Here is a 20,663-nt window from a genome sequence, read left to right as displayed (position 1 = left end):
TAACCGCTTTGTTTCCTGATGTCGCGCAGCGTCTCGTTAAGAGATGCGTTGTTTTTTTTCAGGGTGATCTGTGCCCATGAGGATGCGCTGACTTGCAGGCAACCTAACAGGACCAGAAAAAAAATTGATCTCATAATTCGCCATAATTTAGGGTAGGCGCACGAAGGAGACGTGCACCTGAGTGCAGTAATTTTTACGTACATTTGAATAGTGGTTTTTAGAAAATTGGTTTAAAAAGGAAACGATGATCTGATCACCCGAAGCAGCTCCCATAAGCTGTGACAGACCAGAAGCTGCCAGGCTTCTGGTTTTTTTTTCGGGCATACATGTTAAAGTATACCTATCTCATAAGCGTGATCCTCCTTCCTTCGATCTTGTACCTGATCTTGCCTGCCAGGGCAACGACATCAAGCAATTCATTTACGGTCTTATATTTGGATACAGTACCCAAAAGTTTCTTATCACCGACATTATCTTTGATCTCGACCTCCACATCGTACCACCGGGATGCTTTTCGCATGACCTCTGCAATACTGGTATCATCAAAAATGAACTGGCCATTTTTCCAGGCCATGGTCTCTTCTATATCTGCTTTGACGGTATACAATTTAGAGGCACCGTCATTGATAGTTGTAAGTCCCGGTGTTAGTAGAATATTCTCGGTGCCTCTAATGACCTTAACTGCCCCTTGGAGTAATGTGGTCCTCACTATATGTTCATCGGAATAAGCTTCCACATTGAAGTGCGTGCCTAAAACCTGGATCGTTTGTGTGGCGGTGTGCACTATGAACGGTTTTCCATTATGCACAACCTCAAAATAGCCCTCACCTGTAAGACTCACTTGTCGCTCGGCACTATTGAAAATAGTTGGAAACGTTAATGTAGATCCGGCATTTAACCATACATGAGTGCCGTCAGCGAGAAAAATGTCATAGTTCCCTCCTTTAGGGGTGGTTAGTGTATTTATTCCCTCTGATACCGGCTCATCCTTATTCTGGGTTGTGAAGCGTAATTGACTATCGCTGGTTTTAGAAATATCAACACCACTAATATTGGCCAACGTGCCATTCGCTGCGGTCGTCAAAGAAATTGTATTTCCATTTGCTGTCGTAAGTATTGCCTTGTTCCCTCCCGGTAAGATTACTATTGGTTTAACAACTCTTGCTTTGACATTTAAAACAGGTTGCTCATTATCCACGCCAAATCTTAAAAGTGTAATGGTCCCCAATAACAATATTGTCGCAGCAACTAACCACCAATGTTTTCTATAGAATGGAACAATCGTTTCTTTATCAATTTCGGCATTGATCTTTTGAAGAATGTATTCTGTTTCGTCTTCAATATCTTCTTTATCGACAGGTACTTCAAGCAAACGAGCTAAAATGTTTTTTTTAATCTCCTTATCATACTCTTCAGAATCCAAATATTGCATCAACTCTTCCTGTTCTTGAGGAGTACACGCATGTTTATTAAATTTGGCAAAAAGTTCCTCGAAGCGGTTCATAATTGGGCTTGTATATTAATATACACACCAAACCAGATGAGTAACTATATCGTAAGCATTTTTTTTAATTATTTTGGAAAGATGCAAGCAGAGATCACAAAAAATAAGGAAGATAGCATTTCAGCATTCCGCATAAAAAACTCGCGGATCTCACGATTACCTTTGACCATGTGATTATTGACCGTGGCGATAGACAACTTCAATATCTCACTGATTTCACGGTGGCTTTTACCGTCAATTTTGCTTAAGATGTAAACTTTACGGCATTGTTCAGATAAATTTTCTATTGCAGTGTTGAGAATATCCTCATTCTCTTTCTCGATCAGTTGTTCTTCTACATGGAAATATTCCCAACGGACATCTTGCGAAAACATAGCCTCTTTTTTGTGAGCAAGCGCTAAATTTCTTAAATGATTGTGTATCAGATTACTTGCAATTTGATACAAATATCGTTTACAAAACCTTTCAGGGTCCAATGAAGTTCTGGCTGACCACAACCTTAAAAAGACATCCTGGAGTATTTCCTGAGCATCTTCTTCATTTTTGACGAGAGTTTTGATCTTTTTAAGTAAGGGTTGACTATAGTACCGGTATAAAGAATTAAAGGCGTGCCGATTTCCGTCCCTAAGTTGGGAGACCAACAGTTTAAGATCAGTTGCGGAAATTACTTCCATATAAAAGATTTAATACTTAGGGTACTATATAACTTGGTTAATCAATAATACTAAAAGCATTTTTTAAAACAGAAACATTTTGAGGTACATAATTGATCAAACAATCACCTGTTTCATAATCAATTGAAAATCAATTTGATAATTTTAACGATACGGCAACCTGTACTATCCTGTATGTAACCTGCTTATTTCAGTGGAGTCACAATACGCAAACTTTGCTTAAGCAACGGTCAACTCAAAGTCCTGAAGATTTCAGCTCAACTATAATATTATGCTTGAATGGCGACTTTAACTGTTTTGGTCACGGAATGGTGAGTTACGGGGTCTCGACTACGAGATGTATATAATTTATAATATAGGATAATTAATGCAGCTTAAAGCGACTATCAATAGGGCCTTTGAGAGGTGCAGTCCAAATTAGTATTTATTTACAACGTAATTTTTTAGCAAATGTAACTTCGCCATCAAAATTGTCATTTTATTTATCAAAAAACAGTCTTTCTAAACTAAAGCAATTATTTTTAGCTATAAAACGGTTTTAATTTACTCATATTGACTGTAATAATTTGGTTAATGCCACATATAACACCGAGAAACGGTTGTTCAACTAAATATTCGTTGTTAGATGATTGAGAAGATTTATTAATCCGGGATGTATTAGATTAGGCAAATTTGAGATGGAAGGTTAACAATTTGTAACTCCAATTTTAAGTTTTAAATTAGAGATTTAAATAAGTGTATGCATGTCCTAACTGATGAGACTGATGAAGTGCTGTTTGATTTACTAAAAGAAGATAGTAATCGGGCTTTTACTGCATTGTATCGTCGCTATTGGGATAGGCTGCTAGAGGTTGCTCTTCAAAAGAAACTTAGTCAGGAAGATGCTGAAGAAGCGGTGCAGCAAGTTTTCATCAATATATGGAACAACAGATATCTGACAGAATTAAAATATTCCTTTAATACCTACGTTTCTGCATGTTTGAAATACGAAGTGTATGCCAACCTTGCCAAGAAGAAAAAAATATTCAACGTACCTATTGATGGGATCTCAGAAAGCTCTTTCATTGATAACGGCACCCAGGAATTCTTAAATTTTGTGGAAATAAGAGACCAATTAGAAACTATTATCACTAATTTACCGGAAAAATGTCAAATGGTATTTCGATTAAGCCGCGAGAGTGGATTCTCAAATGCTGAAATATCTGGCAAAATGAACATTTCGTTGAAAATGGTTGAGGCTCATATGACAAAAGCATTAAAATCAATCAAAAACAAGCTTAGAGATTCAGATTTTCTCCCGTTTATCTCTATAATATCCTTTTTGCTACTAAAAAAGTAGAAATTTTAATTCAGACATAGGGTTTGTCGGGTTTTAATACTCTATATGAGCAAAGAAAATACTTATGCCCGAAAATGAGTCTAGCCGAATTGAAATATTGGCAGAAAAACTACTTAATGGTACTATTTCGGTTCCCGAAATGGAAGAGTTAGAAATATGGTATGCTAAAAAACCAGCAGTGGCTCCGACGTGGAAATTAAATGATCGTAGTAAAGCTGATCTGGAAAGAAGATTATTTTCCCAAATTCAAGGTAGAGTCGCCAAACCTAGGCGCAAGTGGAAGATGGCCACTGCCGCCGCAGCTGTCATAGCATTGATCGGTTTGGCAGGAACCTTGTACTGGCAACTTAATCAAAACGCTGTCATTCCATTGAAAATAGCCAGTACTAAAGGGGGTATAAAAAAGATTTATCTCCCGGATCATACGATTGTTTGGCTCAAAGGAAACAGTAGTTTACAGTTCCCTGCAAAGTTTTCTAATTCTACCCGAAATGTATCTTTGCAAGGGGAAGCTTTATTTGAGGTGACTAAAGATCCCAAGCATCCTTTTATAATCAAAGCTGGTCAGTTTGAGACGAAAGTTCTCGGCACAAGCTTTAACATTCAGGAGAATTCCCTCAATAAGTCTTTCAAACTGATCGTACTTACAGGAAAAGTAATGGTGTCTTCGGCCAAAGGCCATTTTGCAAAAAAATCGACTGTAATCGTAACTCCTGAGAAAGAGTATGAATCTCGGGATGTGACAAAACCTCCGGTCATCTCTGCAACGATCGCGGATCACAAAACTCAAGTTATTTCAGGGACCGAATATCAAATGGAATTCGACAATGCAAAATTCGCCTTTGTAAGAAAGCGAATCGAGCAAAAATTCAATGTTAAAATAGAGACTGGTGAGGAAGATTATATGAATTGCAATTTATCTGCTAACGTAACGGATCAGTCACTTGAAAATACATTGAAAGTTATGTGCGCCGTAATGAGCGCCAATTACCAAATCAAAGACAACATAGTGACTATTACAGGAGGAGGCTGTAACTAATGAAATAAGCTATACCCATAAAAAAAGCAGGTGTGCTCCAACACGCCTGCTTATTAAGATTTAGAGGCAAACCTATTAATTTTTACGACTAAACCCTAACAAATGTACAAGGAATTGTTCAAACGGCCATTCTATGCACAAAATTTTGCGCCGTTATCTCAGCATGTTTCTAATGCCCATGCAAGTTACAATGTGCTCCCCTTTTTAAAAAAGATCATGAAGCTCTCGTTTCTTCAACTCTTATGTATCGCTATTACTGTGCAGTTCAGCTGGTCGGCACCAGTGCGTGCCCAGTTGCTCGAAAAACGCATTACTGCAGAATTTAACAACCAAAAATTGGAGCGGGCACTAAAGGTAATAGCCACGAAGGCGAACATTCGGCTGGTTTATGACAGCCAAGTTTGGAAGAATGCCAAGTTGGTAACTGCTTCCTTCAATAATGTAAAGATGAAAGATGTACTCGACCGGTTGTTAAAAGACGGTGGGGTGACCTATGAAATTATCAATGACCAGTTCATGGTGTTGAAGTCAGGGATCACCCCAAACCCTCAGGTTCTGCCCGTCACCTCCGCGCCGGACGTCAATTATCAATTGCCAGGTTTCGTAGTGACCGGTAAAATAATAGATGAAAATAACGAGCCGTTGATAGGAGTGTCGGTAAAGGTTAAAAATGGCAACCAGGCCGTTATAACTGATAGCAAAGGTAATTATGCTATTGGTTTGGCCAAATCCAATTCCATAATTGAGTTTTCGGTCGTTGGTTACAAAACCGTAGAGATGGTGGTCACTACTGAAGGTACTTTAAACGTAAAGATGCAACCTGATCCGGCAAAACTCGATGAGGTGGTGGTCATCGGTTATGGTACAACAACACGCCGTACCAGTACAGGTTCCCAAGCCGGCATCAGTGCCAAGGAAATTGAGAAGCAGCCGGTGACCAACGTTTTACAAGCTATGCAGGGGCGTCTGCCGGGGGTTGCTATAACACAGACCAACGGACTGCCGGGTGCAGGCATCAACGTGCAAATCAGAGGGACTAATTCACTATTAAACAGTAATCGTCCGTTTTATGTGATCGATGGGGTTCCTTTTCTTTCTGAACCGATCAGCGCGGCTGCTACCGGTACAGCTACACAATCTGCTGAAGGAGCTACCAGCCCGTTAAATACGATCAATCCTTCTGATATCGAAAGTATAGAGGTGTTAAAAGATGCTGATGCGACCGCTATTTATGGTTCCCGTGGAGCAAACGGTGTGGTTCTAATCACTACCAAAAAGGGCAAAGCAGGGAAAACCAAATTTGGTGTCAATGCATCAACAGGCATGTCAAAGGTTACACACTTTGTCGACCTGCTGGGTACAGAGCAATATCTTGCCTTGCGCAGAAAAGGTTTTGCCAATAACAATCTTACCCCTACTGCTGCGAATGCTCCTGATCTTCTGGTATGGGATCAGAACGCTAACACCGATTTTCAGCGTCTGTTTTTAGGAAACACGGCTCACACCAATGATATTAATGCAAATGTTTCAGGGGGCGATGTGCGTACAAATTTTTATTTAAGCGGAACTTATCATAAAGAAGGCAACGTTTACCCAGGAAGTCAGGCTTATCAGCGTGGCGGAGCAAACTTTAATTTAAATCATTCTTCAGCCGACCAGCGATTTACCTTATCGCTTTCCGCAATCTATTCCGCGGATAAGAATAATATTGCTACGATAGACCTCGCTACATACGCTTATACTTTACCACCCAACTACCCGCTGTACAACCCGGATGGTAGCTTATATTACTTTTCAACAGTTAATAACCCTTTGGGCTTCCGTGACCAGACCAATGATAACCGGAGCACTAATCTACTGAGCAATCTTGTACTTAAATATACACTGCTTAAGGGTTTGGATTTCAAGACATCCGTAGGCTATAGTAAAACGGACATGCGTACCACTACTATCCGGCCCTCAACCTCTTTGAATCCTGCGCTAAACCCTACAGGAACAGGTACTTCTGCATTCGTTTATAATTATACTAACAATTATATCGTTGAACCGCAACTGAATTACAAGACCAAAGCATGGAAAGGAAATTTAGATTTACTTGCAGGCGGGACCTGGCAGTTCAGGCAGTCCAATCAGCCTTATAACATATTGGCATCCGGTTTTACCGCGGATGTTTTCCTTAATAATATTGCTTCTGCGACCACCAGAAGTGTCAGTGCGGCGTCTATGGACTACAAGTATACGTCTGTCTTCGCCAGAACGACTTACAACGTCGATAATAAATATATTATCAACGGATCCTTTCGCCGTGACGGCTCCTCAAGATTCGGACCGGATCGCCAATTCGGTCATTTTGGGGCGGTAGGCGCCGCTTGGGTATTCTCGGAGGAAAAATTTGTCAAAGACAAGTTGGATTGGTTTAGCTTCGGCAAACTCCGGGGCAGCTATGGTATTGTTGGCAGTGATGAGATCGGAAACTATAAATATCTGGATACGTATACCTCTGCGGCAACGTCTGTTTACGCTACAGTTGCGGCATTGCAGCCCACCCGTATTGCAAATAATGAATTTCAATGGGAATCCACCAAGAAGCTGGAAATTGGCTTGGAACTCGGCTTTTTGAAGGACCGTTTATCGTTAACCAGTTCTTATTACCGTAATCGTTCAGGTAATCAACTACTCGACTTCAGTATAAGCCCGCAGACCGGCTTTGCCAGCTACCAGGCTAACTTGCCGGCAACCGTTCAGAATTCGGGCGTAGAATTTTTATTGACCAGCACGAACATCCGGAACAAAAGCTTTACCTGGACTACATCATTCAACATTGCTAAAAACGACAATAAGTTATTAACTTATCCCGGAATAGAAAAGACCAGTTACTATAGCCGCTTTATCGTCGGAAACCCAATCAGTGCTTATTATGTTTATCAATATAATGGCATCAATGCCACAACAGGACTTCCTGATTTTGCCGATCTGAATAACAGTGGAACCATTAGTGGCGGTTTCGCGGCGACCGGACGTGGTGACCAGTATTATGTGGGCACAAATTACCCTAAATATTTTGGCGGGCTGAGCAATTCGTTGACATATAAAGGTCTTAACTTAGACTTTACTTTTCAATTTGTCAAGCAACAGGGCAGAAGCTTATTGAATCAATCGTTTTATCCCCCCGGCTACATGTATAATGCATCTGCAGGCATAACGAATGATTACCTGGCACTGGGTTCACAAGATCAATTAGTGACCGCCAGTACCTCAACGGCCGCAGGTCTTGCCGCTTATCTCGCTTATACAAGATATGCGGCTTCTAATGCCTCAGTAGTCGACGCCTCGTTCATCCGCATGAAAAATATAAGCTTGTCTTACGTATTACCCTCAACCTGGATATCCAAGGTCAGGGCGCAAAACGTGCGCCTCTTTTTACAGGGCCAAAACCTGTTTACGATTACGAAATACAAGGGCTTCGATCCTGAATCGCAAGGCGTAAGTACGCCGCCGCTGAGGACGATCATTGCAGGGTTACAGTGTACATTTTAAATTTTAAGATCATGTCAGGAACGCTCAATAGAATTTTCATCATAAGCTTTATTTTAGTGGTGGTTGCCTCCGGTTGCAAAAAAGCGATCGAGATCAATCCACCGATCAACGAATTATCCTCAGCTACCATTTTTGCTTCAGATAAGACCGCCCAAGGGGCGCTTACAGGCATGTACGCTAATCTATCACAAGTTGCGGCTCAAACGACCGGACTTCCGGTTAACACCTCTTTGATGGCCGATGATTTGAAATACCTGAGCAACGTCGTGCTGCAGCAGGAATATAACAATAATGCCTATACACCACTCAGTTCAACCAGCGATATGTTCTCCGGCTGGTACGCGGTGATTTACCGGGCCAATGCAATCATCGAAGGGCTGCAAAAATATAGCGGAACCTCGGACAAGATCAGAAAACAGTTGTCGGCTGAAGCGAAATATGTCAGGGCTTATTGCTATTTCAACCTGGTCAATCTTTATGGGGGGGTACCCCTGGTCTTACAGACGGATGTAAACGTGACCGCTTACCAACCCAGGGAATCTGTAGAAAATATTTACCAGCAAATCCTCATAGATTTATTAGCAGCTAAATCCGATCTACTGGCCGACTTTTCATTTACCAGCAATGAACGTATCGGGGTGAATAAATTCACCGCTGCGGCCCTGCTGGCAAGGGTTTACCTTTTCACAGGGAATTATGCTGCGGCTGAAAGCAATGCTTCTGAAGTCATTGCGTCTAGTTTATTCAGTATAATTCCGTCTGCAACGATGGGAACAGGCGTTTTTGTGAAGAACAGCGCGGAAAGTATCTGGCAGATTATGCCGGCTTTACAATCTTCTAACCAGTACACTACGGAAGCATCAGAATTTCTGCCCGCTTCGAATACTGCTGCTATGATGAAATATGATTTACAGCCGAACTTATTGCAAATATTCCAATCAACAGACCTGAGAAGAACAAGATGGATCAGCGATATCACCATCGGCACGACCATATATAGAGTACCCTTCAAGTATAAATATAGGACCAATGCGCTTGCCTTAGCGGCAAACATCTCTGAATATCCGGTGATACTCCGGCTTCCGGAGCAGTACCTGATTAGGGCAGAATCAAGAGCAAGACTCGGTTCAAATTTAACGGGAGCGCTCGGTGACCTGAATGTCACCCGCGTCCGGGCAGGGCTTGCGGCAAGCACTACCACCGGAGCGGCAAGTTTACTAGACGAAATCGCGCTGGAAAATCGCAGGGAATTCTTCTGCGAGCAGGCTTTCCGTTGGTTCAATCTTAAACGCACAGGGCAGGCGGATGCGGTCATGAGTGCGTTAAAGCCAAGCTATACGTCAAAGTCCAAACTGCTTCCGATCGCTCAAAGTATTATAGACACCAACCCTAATTTGATTCAGAATCCGGGGTACTAACAAGAAAATGAAAAAGAACATTATCCATACTGGTACCAAGCAGAAAAGCCTGGTGCTTGCTACCGCATTGCTTGTGTTGATAGCAAACTCATGTAGCATATTTAAAAAGAAGAATAACAAGAAGCCTTTACCGATCGCTATGGCACCTGTTGTGAGGCCAAGAACCGATACGGCAAAGAATGTGCTCAAACCCTATAGCGAGGTTATCACAGCCAAAGCGGTAACGCAAAGGGGGCTAATTACCGTTCATAGAATTGCTGAGCGCTATTTTTTCGAAATACCTAACAGATTGCTGAAAAAGGACATCTTAGCCGTGACCAGGTTAAGTAAATCAACTCCCGGTGCCGGTAATTATGGTGGCGAGCAATTAGGAGAGCGTATGGTGTACTGGGAGAACGGGCCTAACAACAAGCTTTTCTTGAAAGTGACGGCTCTCGTTAGCACGGCAGATTCAACGAATATGATCGCTAAAGCAGTCGCCAATTCGAACTTGAACCCGATCTTGGCTGCTTTCCCCATCAAAGCAAAAAGCAAAGATTCTTCGGCTTCGGTTATCGATGTAACTGAATGGCTGATCAGTGAGAACCCATTGTTATCTTTCGATGCCAGCGCAAAACGGGCTTACAGTTTAGCGGCACAAATGGCCGATCGCTCTTATATTGAAAGCGTTAAAAGTTTTCCGATCAACACTGAAATAAGAACAATCCGCACTTATATGGCAGCTCCTGCCACAGGCCCGGGGCCTGGTGGTTTACCTGCCGCAACCGAGGCAGGTGCCGTGACCTTAGGCATGAATTGTTCGTTTGTTTTGCTGCCCGAAAAGCCTATGCGGATCCGGAAGTATGATTCACGTGTCGGTTTTTTTGCCAGTGCATATAATCGATATTCAGATACTCAACAAAAAGTCGAGGAAGAGGCATTTATACATCGATGGAGACTTGAACCTAAAAACGAAGATTTGGATAAATTTAAACATGGAGAATTAGTTGAACCTCAGAAACAGATCATATACTACATCGACCCGGCAACGCCAAAGAAATGGCGCCCTTTCCTGATTGCGGGTATAAACGATTGGCAAAAGGCTTTTGAGCAGGCTGGATTTAAAAATGCGATCGTAGGTAAGGAATGGCCGGAAAACGATACCACCATGAGCTTGGATGATGCCCGTTTCTCAGTAGTCCGTTATTTTGCATCTCCACGTCAGAATGCTTATGGTCCTAACGTGGCCGACCCGCGTACAGGTGAGATCATTGAAAGCCACATTGGCTGGTACCATAACGTCATGAGTTTGGTGCATCGCTGGTACATGATACAATGTGGTGCTGTAGACCCTCGTGCCCGCAATAATAAATTTGATGATGAATTGATGGGACAATTGATCCGTTTTGTTTCTTCACATGAAATCGGACATACGTTAGGGTTACGCCATAACATGGGATCGAGCAGTACTGTCCCTGTTGAAAAACTGCGGGATAAGGTTTGGGTTGAAGCTCATGGCCATACCCCTTCAATTATGGACTATGCACGCTTTAACTATGTCGCCCAGCCCGAAGATCATATCAGTGAAAAGGGATTATTTCCGCGCATCAATGATTACGATAAATGGGCTATTCAATGGGGTTATAAACCTATCTTAGACCAGCCTGATGCCGAAGCTGAGAAAAAGGTACTGAACAAATGGACCAAAGATAGTCTGTCTGTCAATAAAAGATTGTGGTTTGGAGGCGAGGGTAGAGACCAGGATCCCCGCTCACAAGCTGAAGATCTAAGTAACGATGGGATTAAAGCAAGTCTTTATGGTATAAAGAATCTTAGACGCATTGTTCCGCAATTGATCAACTGGACTCGTGAGGACGGAGAAGATTACAGTGAATTGCAGGCGATGTATAAGGAAGCCGTAGGCCAATATAGCCGTTACGCCGGTCATGTACTAAAAATCCTCGGCGGTGTGGAAACGACTGAAAAGACATACGACCAGCCGGGGGCAGTATATAAACCGGTTAGCCTAGCCAGGCAGAAACAAGCGATTAAGTTTTTCAATGATGAAGTTTTTCAAACACCAAAATGGCTGATGAACCGTCAGATCCTCGAACGTGTACACCCGGGATATACAAACAATGAAGTGCAATCAGTCCAACAGGGCATGATTGCCTCTGTAACTTCTCAAAGCAGGCTGTACCGTATGATGTTGAACCAGCGCGATTATGGAAAAGGGGCTTACTCTCCGGAAGAATGGTTAAAAGATCTGCGTACTGGTATTTTTTCAGAATTGAAAACAGGAAAAGCAATTGATGAATACCGGAGGCCACTCCAAAAAATGTATGTAGGTAGTATCATCACCATGTATAATAAAAGATTTGCATTACAGGGATCGCTGGACAATGTATTAGCTTCTGTAACCCCTCCGGACGTTATTTACTCAAATGTTCGTCCCTTGGCTTTTGCAGAGTTAAAATTGTTGCGTAAAGACGTATCCAACGGGCTTAGCAAAACCAAAGATGTGCCTAGCCGCGAACACCTATACTATCTAAAGCAGATGCTGGATAAGATTATTAATGAATCCCCAATACCTGGCTTAAATTATTAAGCATATGAAATCAAATTATTTAAAGATCAAACCGGTAATTATTACTGGTTTGATTAACCTGCCCATTTTAGTCCTATTGCTGATCATCAGTGGTTTCAATATAAAGCCGCATCAATATACCATTACCTCGAATATCAATGCACCAAGTGGGACTAGATTTTACCTCACCTATGAATATTTAGGGAAGGAGGTGAAAGATTCAGCCATTAGCAAGTCAAACGTGTTCCAATTCACCGGAACATTCCCTGAGCCGGTCATTTGCACATTAAGTAATACAGCTAATAAACAGATCCGGATTTTCATCGCTGAAAATGGTACTATAAGATTAAGTGGAGAATTTGATAAACTTTACGAGGTTAAAGTGGACAATGCCAAAGAGCAGGCATTGTATGATGCCTACAAGAATAAGAGTGGGCGAATTACTACGATATACCGTACCAGCCTCAGGCAAACAGGTGGTGACACGCATGACAAAAACCACCCGGCATACGTTCACTTCCAGGGGCAGAAAGATAGTCTGGTAACCGCATTTGTAAAGGAGAATAATAGTAGTATAGCAGCAGTCTTATGTATCATTGATAGCTATATCACTTACCCTGACAGGCCTAAAGCCATCGCTTGTTATCAGCTCTTAACTAAGACAGCAAAAAACACGATATATGGTAAACGTATTGGTCAGTTCATTGAGGCAGCGGCAACCATTTCCCCAGGACATGCTGCACCTGAGATTGTTTTGAAAGATCTAAAGGGGCGGTCAGTGGCATTAAGTAGTTACAAAGGTAAATATGTATTACTGGATTTTTGGGCCAGTTGGTGTGCGCCCTGTCGTAAAGAGCACCCCTTTTTGAGAAAACTATATTCTGAATTAAGGTCAGATCGCTTGGAATTTGTAAGTGTTTCCATGGACGCCTCAAACAGTTCTTGGAAGCAAGCTGTTATTGCAGACGAATTGATCTGGAAGCAGTTAAATGACCCCAAATCCTTGAACGGTGCGGTCGCTGATATTTATGGTGTAAAGAGTTTACCCTTCAACTGCTTAATTGACCCAAATGGATTTATAGTGGCAACCCGGTTAGATGAGAAAGATCTTGAAACTCATTTGACTAAAATTATCCGGGACAAATAGCGTTCAAACATATGTTATCAATGGAATCACATTTGTATTATAATGCAACGCAATAGAACGGCTAATGTCGGTCAAAAGTCGTTCTATTGCCATTATTAACCCAATAGTAACGGTAAAATCTACACTGATATCATCCGGCTTATTTTTTAGTATAAATTTATGGTTAAAACGAAAGGTTGTAGAAGGCTGGGTAATTTGTTACCATTGACATATTTCAATGGAAAATACGAAATAATATATAATTTTTGGCCTACGAATTTTTGGGCTTGGAACTTTGCGCAAATGCGCTAAATTAAATGGAAAGGATCAGTTGTTGGTAATTTTTATTAATCTTAAGCTGGGTTTAGATAATTCAAAAGTATTCATTTTAATAAACTCCCAAAGCCGCCTGGTTTACTCAGTTCAATGCGGTATTGCCCCTCACATAACATAACTTTGCAAACTGCAAGGGTTTAAAATCTATCATTAGTTAGGCGTTGGCGTTTCTGGCTGTTATCACACCTATTTGGAGGTTGAAGTTTTACGTTATGCACAATTTTCGTTGAGGCTACTGCTGATTTAACCAGTTGAAAAGTTATAGTGGCAATGGTACTACGCTTAGTTAAGAATCATGCGTTGAACCTAGTTTCGATTACCATATCACAAATGGTATTGGCTTGAAAAAGTTAATGGAAATCTGATTTAGTGGATTCTGATATTGTTACATCATAAAGCAGTCTTAACTTATAATTTGAACTACAATTTATTCACCTATCCTGCAACTGCAATCAAGATTATAAGTGATGTCAGAGAGGACTTTGGATAAAAAATATTCCATGGATAGGTGAGTAAACGAATTGATCGAACAATTTACAGGCTTGCTGATATGGTAAAGATACAGGCATCAGGTAGATTGCCTGAAAGTAAAAACTTCAAGCCTATCTAGTCGGAATGTGAAGGCAGCTTTTATTTTGTAATGTTTGAAAAGAGGCCAGCATAAAATGTGATGTGAAGCCGCCTTTCTTATTTAGTGGCGATTACCGTTTATATGAACTCCTGAACTTTCGTACTTGTCAATTTGCAGGATATCGTCCTTTGCTATTTTTCTTTATTCATCTACCCGCACTGCTTCTTCTGTTAATATGACAGCCTTTTTTTTATCTATTCTGGGGCATCAAATAATATACATGGTCATGAGAGGATAACTGAGACATACATCATGGCTGTGAAATTTGACGAGGTGCATAAAGAATAATGCTGACTCCAACTATCGCAACAACCGCACCGATAATGTCGTAGCGATCGGGTTTAAAGCCATCCACTTTCCATGCCCATAAAAGTGATAAGGTGATAAATATTCCGCTATAAGTTGCATACACACGTCCCCGAAACCAACTGTCTGCCATGTAGCTACCACACCATATAAAGCGAGTAATAACATTCCAAGCATACCAAACCAGTAAGGTTTGTCTTCTTTGAGCCATAGCCATACCAAGTATCCTCCGCCAATTTCACAAATGCCTGCCAGTAAAAAGATTAAGAGTGATTTGAATATCGCCATTTGTAACAGGTTTTACATTATAATTGATAAATTATGAAAACAATTCATTTTTATGCAAAGCTCTATAAATTTATTGCTCTTTAGGTTTTGGATAATACCTTGGTGAAAGCAGATTGATCTCTTCTTTATTAAACTTGCGCAAGATATTTTCATTTAGATCAGAAGTTATGAAATACATTTTTTCAGGTTTCCTGGTATACGCATGTAGTCTGTATACAATGTAAGTTTCATCCAGCTTATTTTTGAATACATATGGTGCCGGATCTTTTTCTACATTAGGGACTTCCAATGCCGCTTCAATTAACAATTCGTTAACTCTTTCAAAACTCACCGTATAGCTAACAAATACATCGATCGGGATAATGAGCGCATTTTCAAGGGAAGAAGAGCTGAAATTAACCGTTTTATTAGTCAGAATCATTGAATTGGGAATAGTTATGTCTTGATTGGTTATTGTCCTGATGCGGGTAACCAAAGCTGTTTTTTCTTTTACCTCACCAGTCACCTCATTAACCATTATCCAGTCACCTTCTTTGAATGGACGCATATAGGTGATTATAAAACCGGCAATTGTATTGGCTATAGCCGAAGAGGATCCTATAGAAATCAGTATGCCGAAAAAAACGGAAATACCTTTAAAAGCCTCTGTATCGGAACCAGGTAAGTACGGAAATATTATAATAATGGTTACAACCATTAAGCATATACGCAACAATTTATAGGTAGGCGTCGCCCATTCTTTGTAAAATCCTTTTATATTTAGATTACCACGCTTGATTTCAATAGAGAAAAATCGAAGCAACTTATTAACATACCTTCCTATAATCAGAATGACAATCAACTTAAATAATTTCGGAAAATAGCTGTATATCGAGGCCCCCAATTCCTTTATCGGTTGCCAAATCCATCTTGCAAGATCATTGGCGAGCCGTTCGGTAGAGGGGAAGATACTAAAGATGATGCTAAGCGAAATATATACGAGCACGATGACAATCGCTGTATATAGGGTTTTAAATATTCGTAGTGTCACGCTCCGCAAATGATGAGGAGATAATATCTGATAATTTTTTATTTTAAGATTTTTTTGAATAATATATTGCTTTTTGGCAATTTTAAAGATAAGCCATTTGAAGAAAGTGTTTAATAATGAAAGCAAAACGCCAAGTAATAAAATTACGCCTACTGTATAGGCCCAACGCAACAATATATTCTTAGGCTCATTACTGTTCCTGACGCCGTCTATTCCTTGATCAATTATTTGAATGTATTTTGCAGCAAGTGAATCTTTTGTGGTGTTTTCCCAAATGGCATCATCCTCACCAATGCTGGTGATAATATTGCCTTCATACAAAATATTTATATAGCTGCCTTTTTCCTGAGTCCTTAGTGAGTCTTTAACGTAGGTTTTCTGGTTGTATATGCCCGTGATATGTTGCTGTGCCGCTATCGCCCGCTCTTGCGCAGATAAAGGACCAAGGTCACTATAGATATCAAATAATTCTTTATAAGATAACTTTACTTTAAAAGGAATAATTTTTTCCCTTAAAGCATTGATTTTAGCTTTTTGTGAAGCCAACCGTAGGGAGTCACTCAAGCGTATTCTCACCAGCTCATTTTTGTATTGTTCCAGCTCTTTTGTTTTGGGATTGGATAGATTGTCCAATCCTTCTTTGATTACAACAGTTTTTATGGAATCTTTAATACGTAAAAGGCTATTGTCTTGCTTCATTTTGTCAATGACCTTTGTGATAGAATCCATTTGCGATTTCTGTCCGTAAGTCATTGAAATAATTCCAATGGTCAGTATTATACAATATTGCAGTTTTCTAATCATTTACCTATCTATTTATTTATAAAGCGAAATTCATAAGAATATTTTGAGGCTGTTAATTGCGTTCAACAGTTCTTCTGCTTTATAATATTATAACCATGCGTTTAGCATTGCCATTATATGCTAGACAGCATCTCAATCTGATACTGATTAAATTTTGTAAAATAACGACAACGATTTTTGACTAAGCTGCTAAAATTTCCTGCAAGCTAGATTGCTGGGTACCTTATTTGCTAGTATAATACGATTTCGTATAACCAACCAGTTTAAACCGTTAATAAATCAATCATTCTCGTAAATTCCTGCATTCAATGGTTCCCTTAAAAGTGATAATCTATAATACTTCTTCAACAAAGAAATGTGCCTAATATTGATTTTAATTAGTTCGGTAATCTCCTAAAAATTTTAAATAATTATGGGCAACGATAGCAGCCAGCATAATGAAAACTCCAAAGATTTGCATTTTACTGATATGTTCATCCAAAACTATCTTGGCCGAGGTGACGGCCACCGGTAATTCAATAGTCATTAATAAACTACTAACGGAAGCACCTACCTTGGGTATGCTGGTTGCAAATAAAATAGGTGGGAGTATCGTTCCAAAAATAGCCATCAATAAACCCCACCCCAGGAGTTCTGCTCCAGGGTGACTGCTAAATAAAAGTTCATGATGGTTTGTAATGCCGATTGCTATCGCAGATCCAGACATCAACCATGCTCCTTTATTTCGCCAGTTCACATCTCTTCCAGCTTTACTGTTGGCGACAACATACACGGCATAGAAGATTGAAGCGAGCATCACAATCAGAATTCCTTTGGTCGGCAGTTCCATATTTTTTGACATTCGAAGCCCACTTGCTAAAATGGTGCCTGCAACTATGACAAGTGCTGAAAATAATTCAAGTTGGTTGATGGTCTTTTTAAAAAAAAAACATTCGATCAACATGCTAATCCAAGTAAATTGCATCAGTAATACAATAGCGATTGTAGCAGAGAGATATTGGACTGATACATAATATAGGTAAGTCGAGATTCCAATGGTCGATCCAGACAATAGTAACATGACCTTATCCTTTGATGAGACAAACTGCTTTTTCGATGACCAGGTAACAGACCAAAGAACAATCGCTCCTATTAAAGCTTGCGTAAAAGATAACTCTCCCGGCAGAAAACCATCTCTATAAGCGACTTTCACAAACGATGACAAGATACCGAAGCTAATGGCGCCACAAAGGACTCCCAAATGGTACTTGGTCATATTTCTAGATTTAATACTGTATCTAGGCCTCTTCGTAAGCCTTTGAAGGAAGATATATTTTCTATAGCAATCAATGCTCCTTTGACATAAGGTTTCGCGCTTTTCCCTGCGTCATGGCGAATAATCAGCTTTTCATCTTCTAAACCAAAGATTGTCTCGATGGAGATCACATGACCCGGTAATCTTACTGAATGAACCTGAATGCCATTGAGATTGGTTCCCCTGCTATCCTTTTCACCAAGGAACCCATGTTTTAACTGTTCGCTTATCGGTTTTTGTATCATTGAAAGCTTATAAGCTAATTCCCGGGCAGTGCCACTCGGCGCATCAATCTTGTCTTGATGAGCGTAGTCAATGATTTCATAGGTAGAGATATATCTCGCCGCGATCTCGGCAAATTTTTGAAGCAACACTACAGTTATTGCAAAATTCCCGACTGCCAAAACTGAGGTCTCAAAATCGATTGCTACTTTTTCGATTTCAGCATAGTCGGATTCTGACAGGCCAGAGGTTCCGATGACGACCTTTTTGTGGCTTCTTAATGCAAGTATGATATTTGACATCGCGACAGCTGGACTGGTATAATCTACCATTATGTCAAAATCGGCTCCAGCTATCGCAGAATTGATGTTATCATAAATAGGCAAACTTCCCTCGATACCCAGCAGCTCAGCCAAATTCTTTCCTGCTTGCGACCGGGATATAGCTCCAACCAACTCTAGAGATGGATGCTGAACAATGGCTTTACTCAATTCTGAGCCGGCCCAACCTGTACCACCTGCAACTAACACTTTCATATTAAGCTTTCAAATTTTTTATGGTTCGATCTTTATAATTGCTGACTTTAATCTTTTCCTCGATCTTTGTCAAAGCATCTAGAAAATCATTATTATCCGCTGCAATTTCCTGCATAGTCAAAACACATGCTGTCCAACAACGCTCAAATCCAGGCAGCGCATCATAAGACTTTTGAGTAAGAAACAGTATTTGTTTTCTAGAATCATTCTCGTCTTTTTTAGCCTGAACATAACCCTTTATTTGCATGGCCTTAACGATTTTAATGATTGCCGGATGTGAAAGCTGTAGGCGCTCAGCAATATCTGCTAAGGATAAATTCTCATTTTCTTTCAATAACAAAAACACAAGATGCCAATTTGGCTCAATATCTAGTCCCAATGAGTGGTAGAAGTCTTTTGTACTATATAATAACGCATCACTCAATCTTTTGATGCGACTCGATAACCCTGCGTAAGATAGCTTCCTTAAAAAATCCTTGTCGTCCATTTTGTATAACTAGTTATACAAATAACGTTCTAATAATTATTCTTTCAAAGTTTTTTAGGACGTATCTATTATTGTACCGGCCTGAGATATCGGAAAACTGTTTTATCAAGATCACGGCAAAGCGGCTCTCTATTCCTGATGTTTGATAATATCACTTAACTGCCAAGTAGATTCCTGTCGATAAAATCATTTCGGAATTTACCTTGAGGGTCGTATCGCTTCATTAAACTTTTGAAGTCATGTAGCCTTTCATATCTTAATTGCAATACTTCAGGTTTGAGCGTGAAAATTTTTGCCCAATGCGGACGAACGCGGTATGCGGCCAATTTCTCTTCTATTTGATTTACCACGCTATTTACCGCCTCATTTTCCTGTTTCCACGTGAAATGAAAGGCTACACAATCCTGTTGATAACAAGGACTCATCCATAAATCATCGCCTTTGATCGTTCGTATCTCCGTAATAAAAAGATGTGGCGTTATTTGTTTATGCAGTTGTTCGATAGCCATCATTGCGTCATACGCGTGTTCAATACCTACAAAAAATTCTGACTGTAATTCCTTTCCCGTGCTCGGTTTGAATCCCATCTTGAAATGCGGCATACGTTCAAACCATGGCCCAGGTACACCCATCTGATCGGTCACTTTTTCCGCAGACTGATCGATCACAGGGTGGACGTTGTTTCGTGCTGCCTTAGCGCCATAAAATTCTGATTTAATTTCAGCGGTTGCTCCGTTTATCGCTTTGTCGATTAACCATACTTCGCTCACATTTTGATTAGCCCAGTTGGTAAACAAACTGACACTATAGCTGGCCGATAAAACAGCTAACATGTTATTTTTCAATGTCTTCATGGGCATATTTAAGTATACCACCTGAGTCATGTCAAACGTCGGTACCAAGTCTAACGTGATCTTGGTGACGATTCCCAAAGCACCTAAACTGACCACCGCGCCCGCAAACTCACTGGCATGGTCTTTTCTGGTCAAATGAACAAGTGCACCAGTTGCATCTACAAACTCGATAGCCGAAACCGATGTTGCGAGATTGCCTAATGATACTCCTGAACCATGGGTTGCTGTAGCGACTGCCCCTTCAATAGTAATATGTGGCAAGGAGGCGAGATTTGGCAAGGCGTATCCCTTTTTATATAAATAGGGCGCAAGTTCGCTGTAACGAATGCCCCCCTGAACGGTCACCGTGTGCTCTTTCTCATTGATATCTATTACTTTGTTTAGAGCGGATAGAGAAATCATATTGGCATCGCTATCGGCAATTCTATTAAATGAGTGACGCGATCCGAAAACCCGAATTTTTTTGCAACGCTTTACAATTTCTTGAATTTCACTGATCGATTCCGGATAGTAGAGATTATCTGTGCTGAACTCGATGTTTTCTGCCCAGTTTTTTAGTCTTTTTTTGGGCGGTGTAAAACAGCTGTAAAAAGGCGTAAACGCAACGCCAGCCAACAAGGCAGACGACATTTTTAAAAAGGATCTTTTTTTCATTTCTCAGGTTATTGGTAT

Annotated in this window: 14 protein-coding genes and 1 pseudogene; 6 read left to right on the top strand and 9 right to left on the bottom strand. The window is 40.5% G+C overall.

Going from position 1 to position 20,663, the window contains the following annotated elements; genetic code table 11:
• Positions 1-340: 340 nt before the first annotated feature.
• The gene (locus ABDD95_RS19145) at positions 341-1,504 is read right to left on the bottom strand and encodes a FecR domain-containing protein (RefSeq protein WP_345948958.1); all 1,164 of its coding nucleotides are present in this window, start codon (positions 1,502-1,504) and stop codon (positions 341-343) included.
• Between the two features lie 68 nt (positions 1,505-1,572).
• Entirely contained in the window at positions 1,573-2,178 is a 606-nt protein-coding gene (locus tag ABDD95_RS19140; protein ID WP_345948957.1) for an RNA polymerase sigma-70 factor, read from the bottom strand.
• A 739-nt stretch (positions 2,179-2,917) separates the two neighbouring features.
• Between ABDD95_RS19140 and ABDD95_RS19135 the strand changes: the two genes are divergently transcribed.
• The 6 genes from ABDD95_RS19135 to ABDD95_RS19110 all read left to right on the top strand — a co-directional run bounded on the left by ABDD95_RS19135 (position 2,918) and on the right by ABDD95_RS19110 (position 13,224).
• On the top strand, positions 2,918-3,517 hold the full coding sequence (locus ABDD95_RS19135) for a sigma-70 family RNA polymerase sigma factor (protein WP_345948956.1): 600 nt from the start codon (positions 2,918-2,920) through the stop codon (positions 3,515-3,517).
• Positions 3,518-3,581: 64 nt separating this feature from the next.
• Positions 3,582-4,556 (top strand): FecR family protein, encoded by a 975-nt coding sequence (locus tag ABDD95_RS19130; protein WP_345948955.1) that lies wholly within the window; start codon positions 3,582-3,584, stop codon positions 4,554-4,556.
• A 102-nt stretch (positions 4,557-4,658) separates the two neighbouring features.
• Entirely contained in the window at positions 4,659-8,093 is a 3,435-nt protein-coding gene (locus tag ABDD95_RS19125) for a SusC/RagA family TonB-linked outer membrane protein (protein ID WP_345948954.1), read from the top strand.
• A gap of 11 nt (positions 8,094-8,104) precedes the next feature.
• Positions 8,105-9,511: a RagB/SusD family nutrient uptake outer membrane protein gene (locus tag ABDD95_RS19120; RefSeq protein ID WP_345948953.1), complete on the top strand. Its 1,407-nt coding sequence runs from the start codon at positions 8,105-8,107 to the stop codon at positions 9,509-9,511.
• Positions 9,512-9,518: 7 nt separating this feature from the next.
• Positions 9,519-12,098, top strand: a complete 2,580-nt coding sequence (locus tag ABDD95_RS19115) for a zinc-dependent metalloprotease (protein ID WP_345948952.1) — start codon at positions 9,519-9,521, stop codon at positions 12,096-12,098.
• 4 nt (positions 12,099-12,102) lie between these two features.
• Entirely contained in the window at positions 12,103-13,224 is a 1,122-nt protein-coding gene (locus tag ABDD95_RS19110; RefSeq protein WP_345948951.1) for a TlpA disulfide reductase family protein, read from the top strand.
• Positions 13,225-14,420: 1,196 nt separating this feature from the next.
• On the opposite strand, the gene ABDD95_RS19105 is transcribed toward ABDD95_RS19110, so the two are convergent.
• From ABDD95_RS19105 to ABDD95_RS19075, 7 genes and pseudogenes are all read right to left on the bottom strand, one after another.
• On the bottom strand, positions 14,421-14,687 hold the full coding sequence (locus tag ABDD95_RS19105; protein WP_345948950.1) for a YnfA family protein: 267 nt from the start codon (positions 14,685-14,687) through the stop codon (positions 14,421-14,423).
• Between the two features lie 11 nt (positions 14,688-14,698).
• Positions 14,699-14,764: pseudogene (locus tag ABDD95_RS19100) on the bottom strand (hypothetical protein); the annotation flags it as partial.
• 70 nt (positions 14,765-14,834) lie between these two features.
• Complete coding sequence (locus ABDD95_RS19095; protein ID WP_345948949.1) at positions 14,835-16,598, bottom strand: mechanosensitive ion channel family protein; 1,764 nt, start codon at positions 16,596-16,598, stop codon at positions 14,835-14,837.
• Positions 16,599-16,971: 373 nt separating this feature from the next.
• On the bottom strand, positions 16,972-17,853 hold the full coding sequence (locus ABDD95_RS19090) for a DMT family transporter (protein ID WP_345948948.1): 882 nt from the start codon (positions 17,851-17,853) through the stop codon (positions 16,972-16,974).
• Positions 17,850-18,650 carry a 4-hydroxy-tetrahydrodipicolinate reductase gene (gene dapB / locus ABDD95_RS19085; protein ID WP_345948947.1) on the bottom strand — a complete coding sequence of 267 codons (801 nt, stop codon included), beginning with the start codon at positions 18,648-18,650 and terminating at the stop codon, positions 17,850-17,852. The genes ABDD95_RS19090 and dapB overlap by 4 nt, the downstream gene beginning before the upstream one ends.
• 1 nt (position 18,651) lies before the next feature.
• On the bottom strand, positions 18,652-19,137 hold the full coding sequence (locus ABDD95_RS19080; RefSeq protein ID WP_345948946.1) for a helix-turn-helix domain-containing protein: 486 nt from the start codon (positions 19,135-19,137) through the stop codon (positions 18,652-18,654).
• 155 nt (positions 19,138-19,292) lie between these two features.
• Entirely contained in the window at positions 19,293-20,645 is a 1,353-nt protein-coding gene (locus ABDD95_RS19075; RefSeq protein ID WP_345948945.1) for an FAD-binding protein, read from the bottom strand.
• Between the last annotated feature and the right edge of the window lie 18 nt (positions 20,646-20,663).

The sequence above is a fragment of the Mucilaginibacter sp. PAMB04274 genome, assembly GCF_039634385.2.
Lineage (GTDB): Bacteria > Bacteroidota > Bacteroidia > Sphingobacteriales > Sphingobacteriaceae > Mucilaginibacter.
The sequence above is the reverse complement of the archived record's forward strand: the minus strand, read 5'-3'. Positions and strand labels throughout refer to the sequence as shown.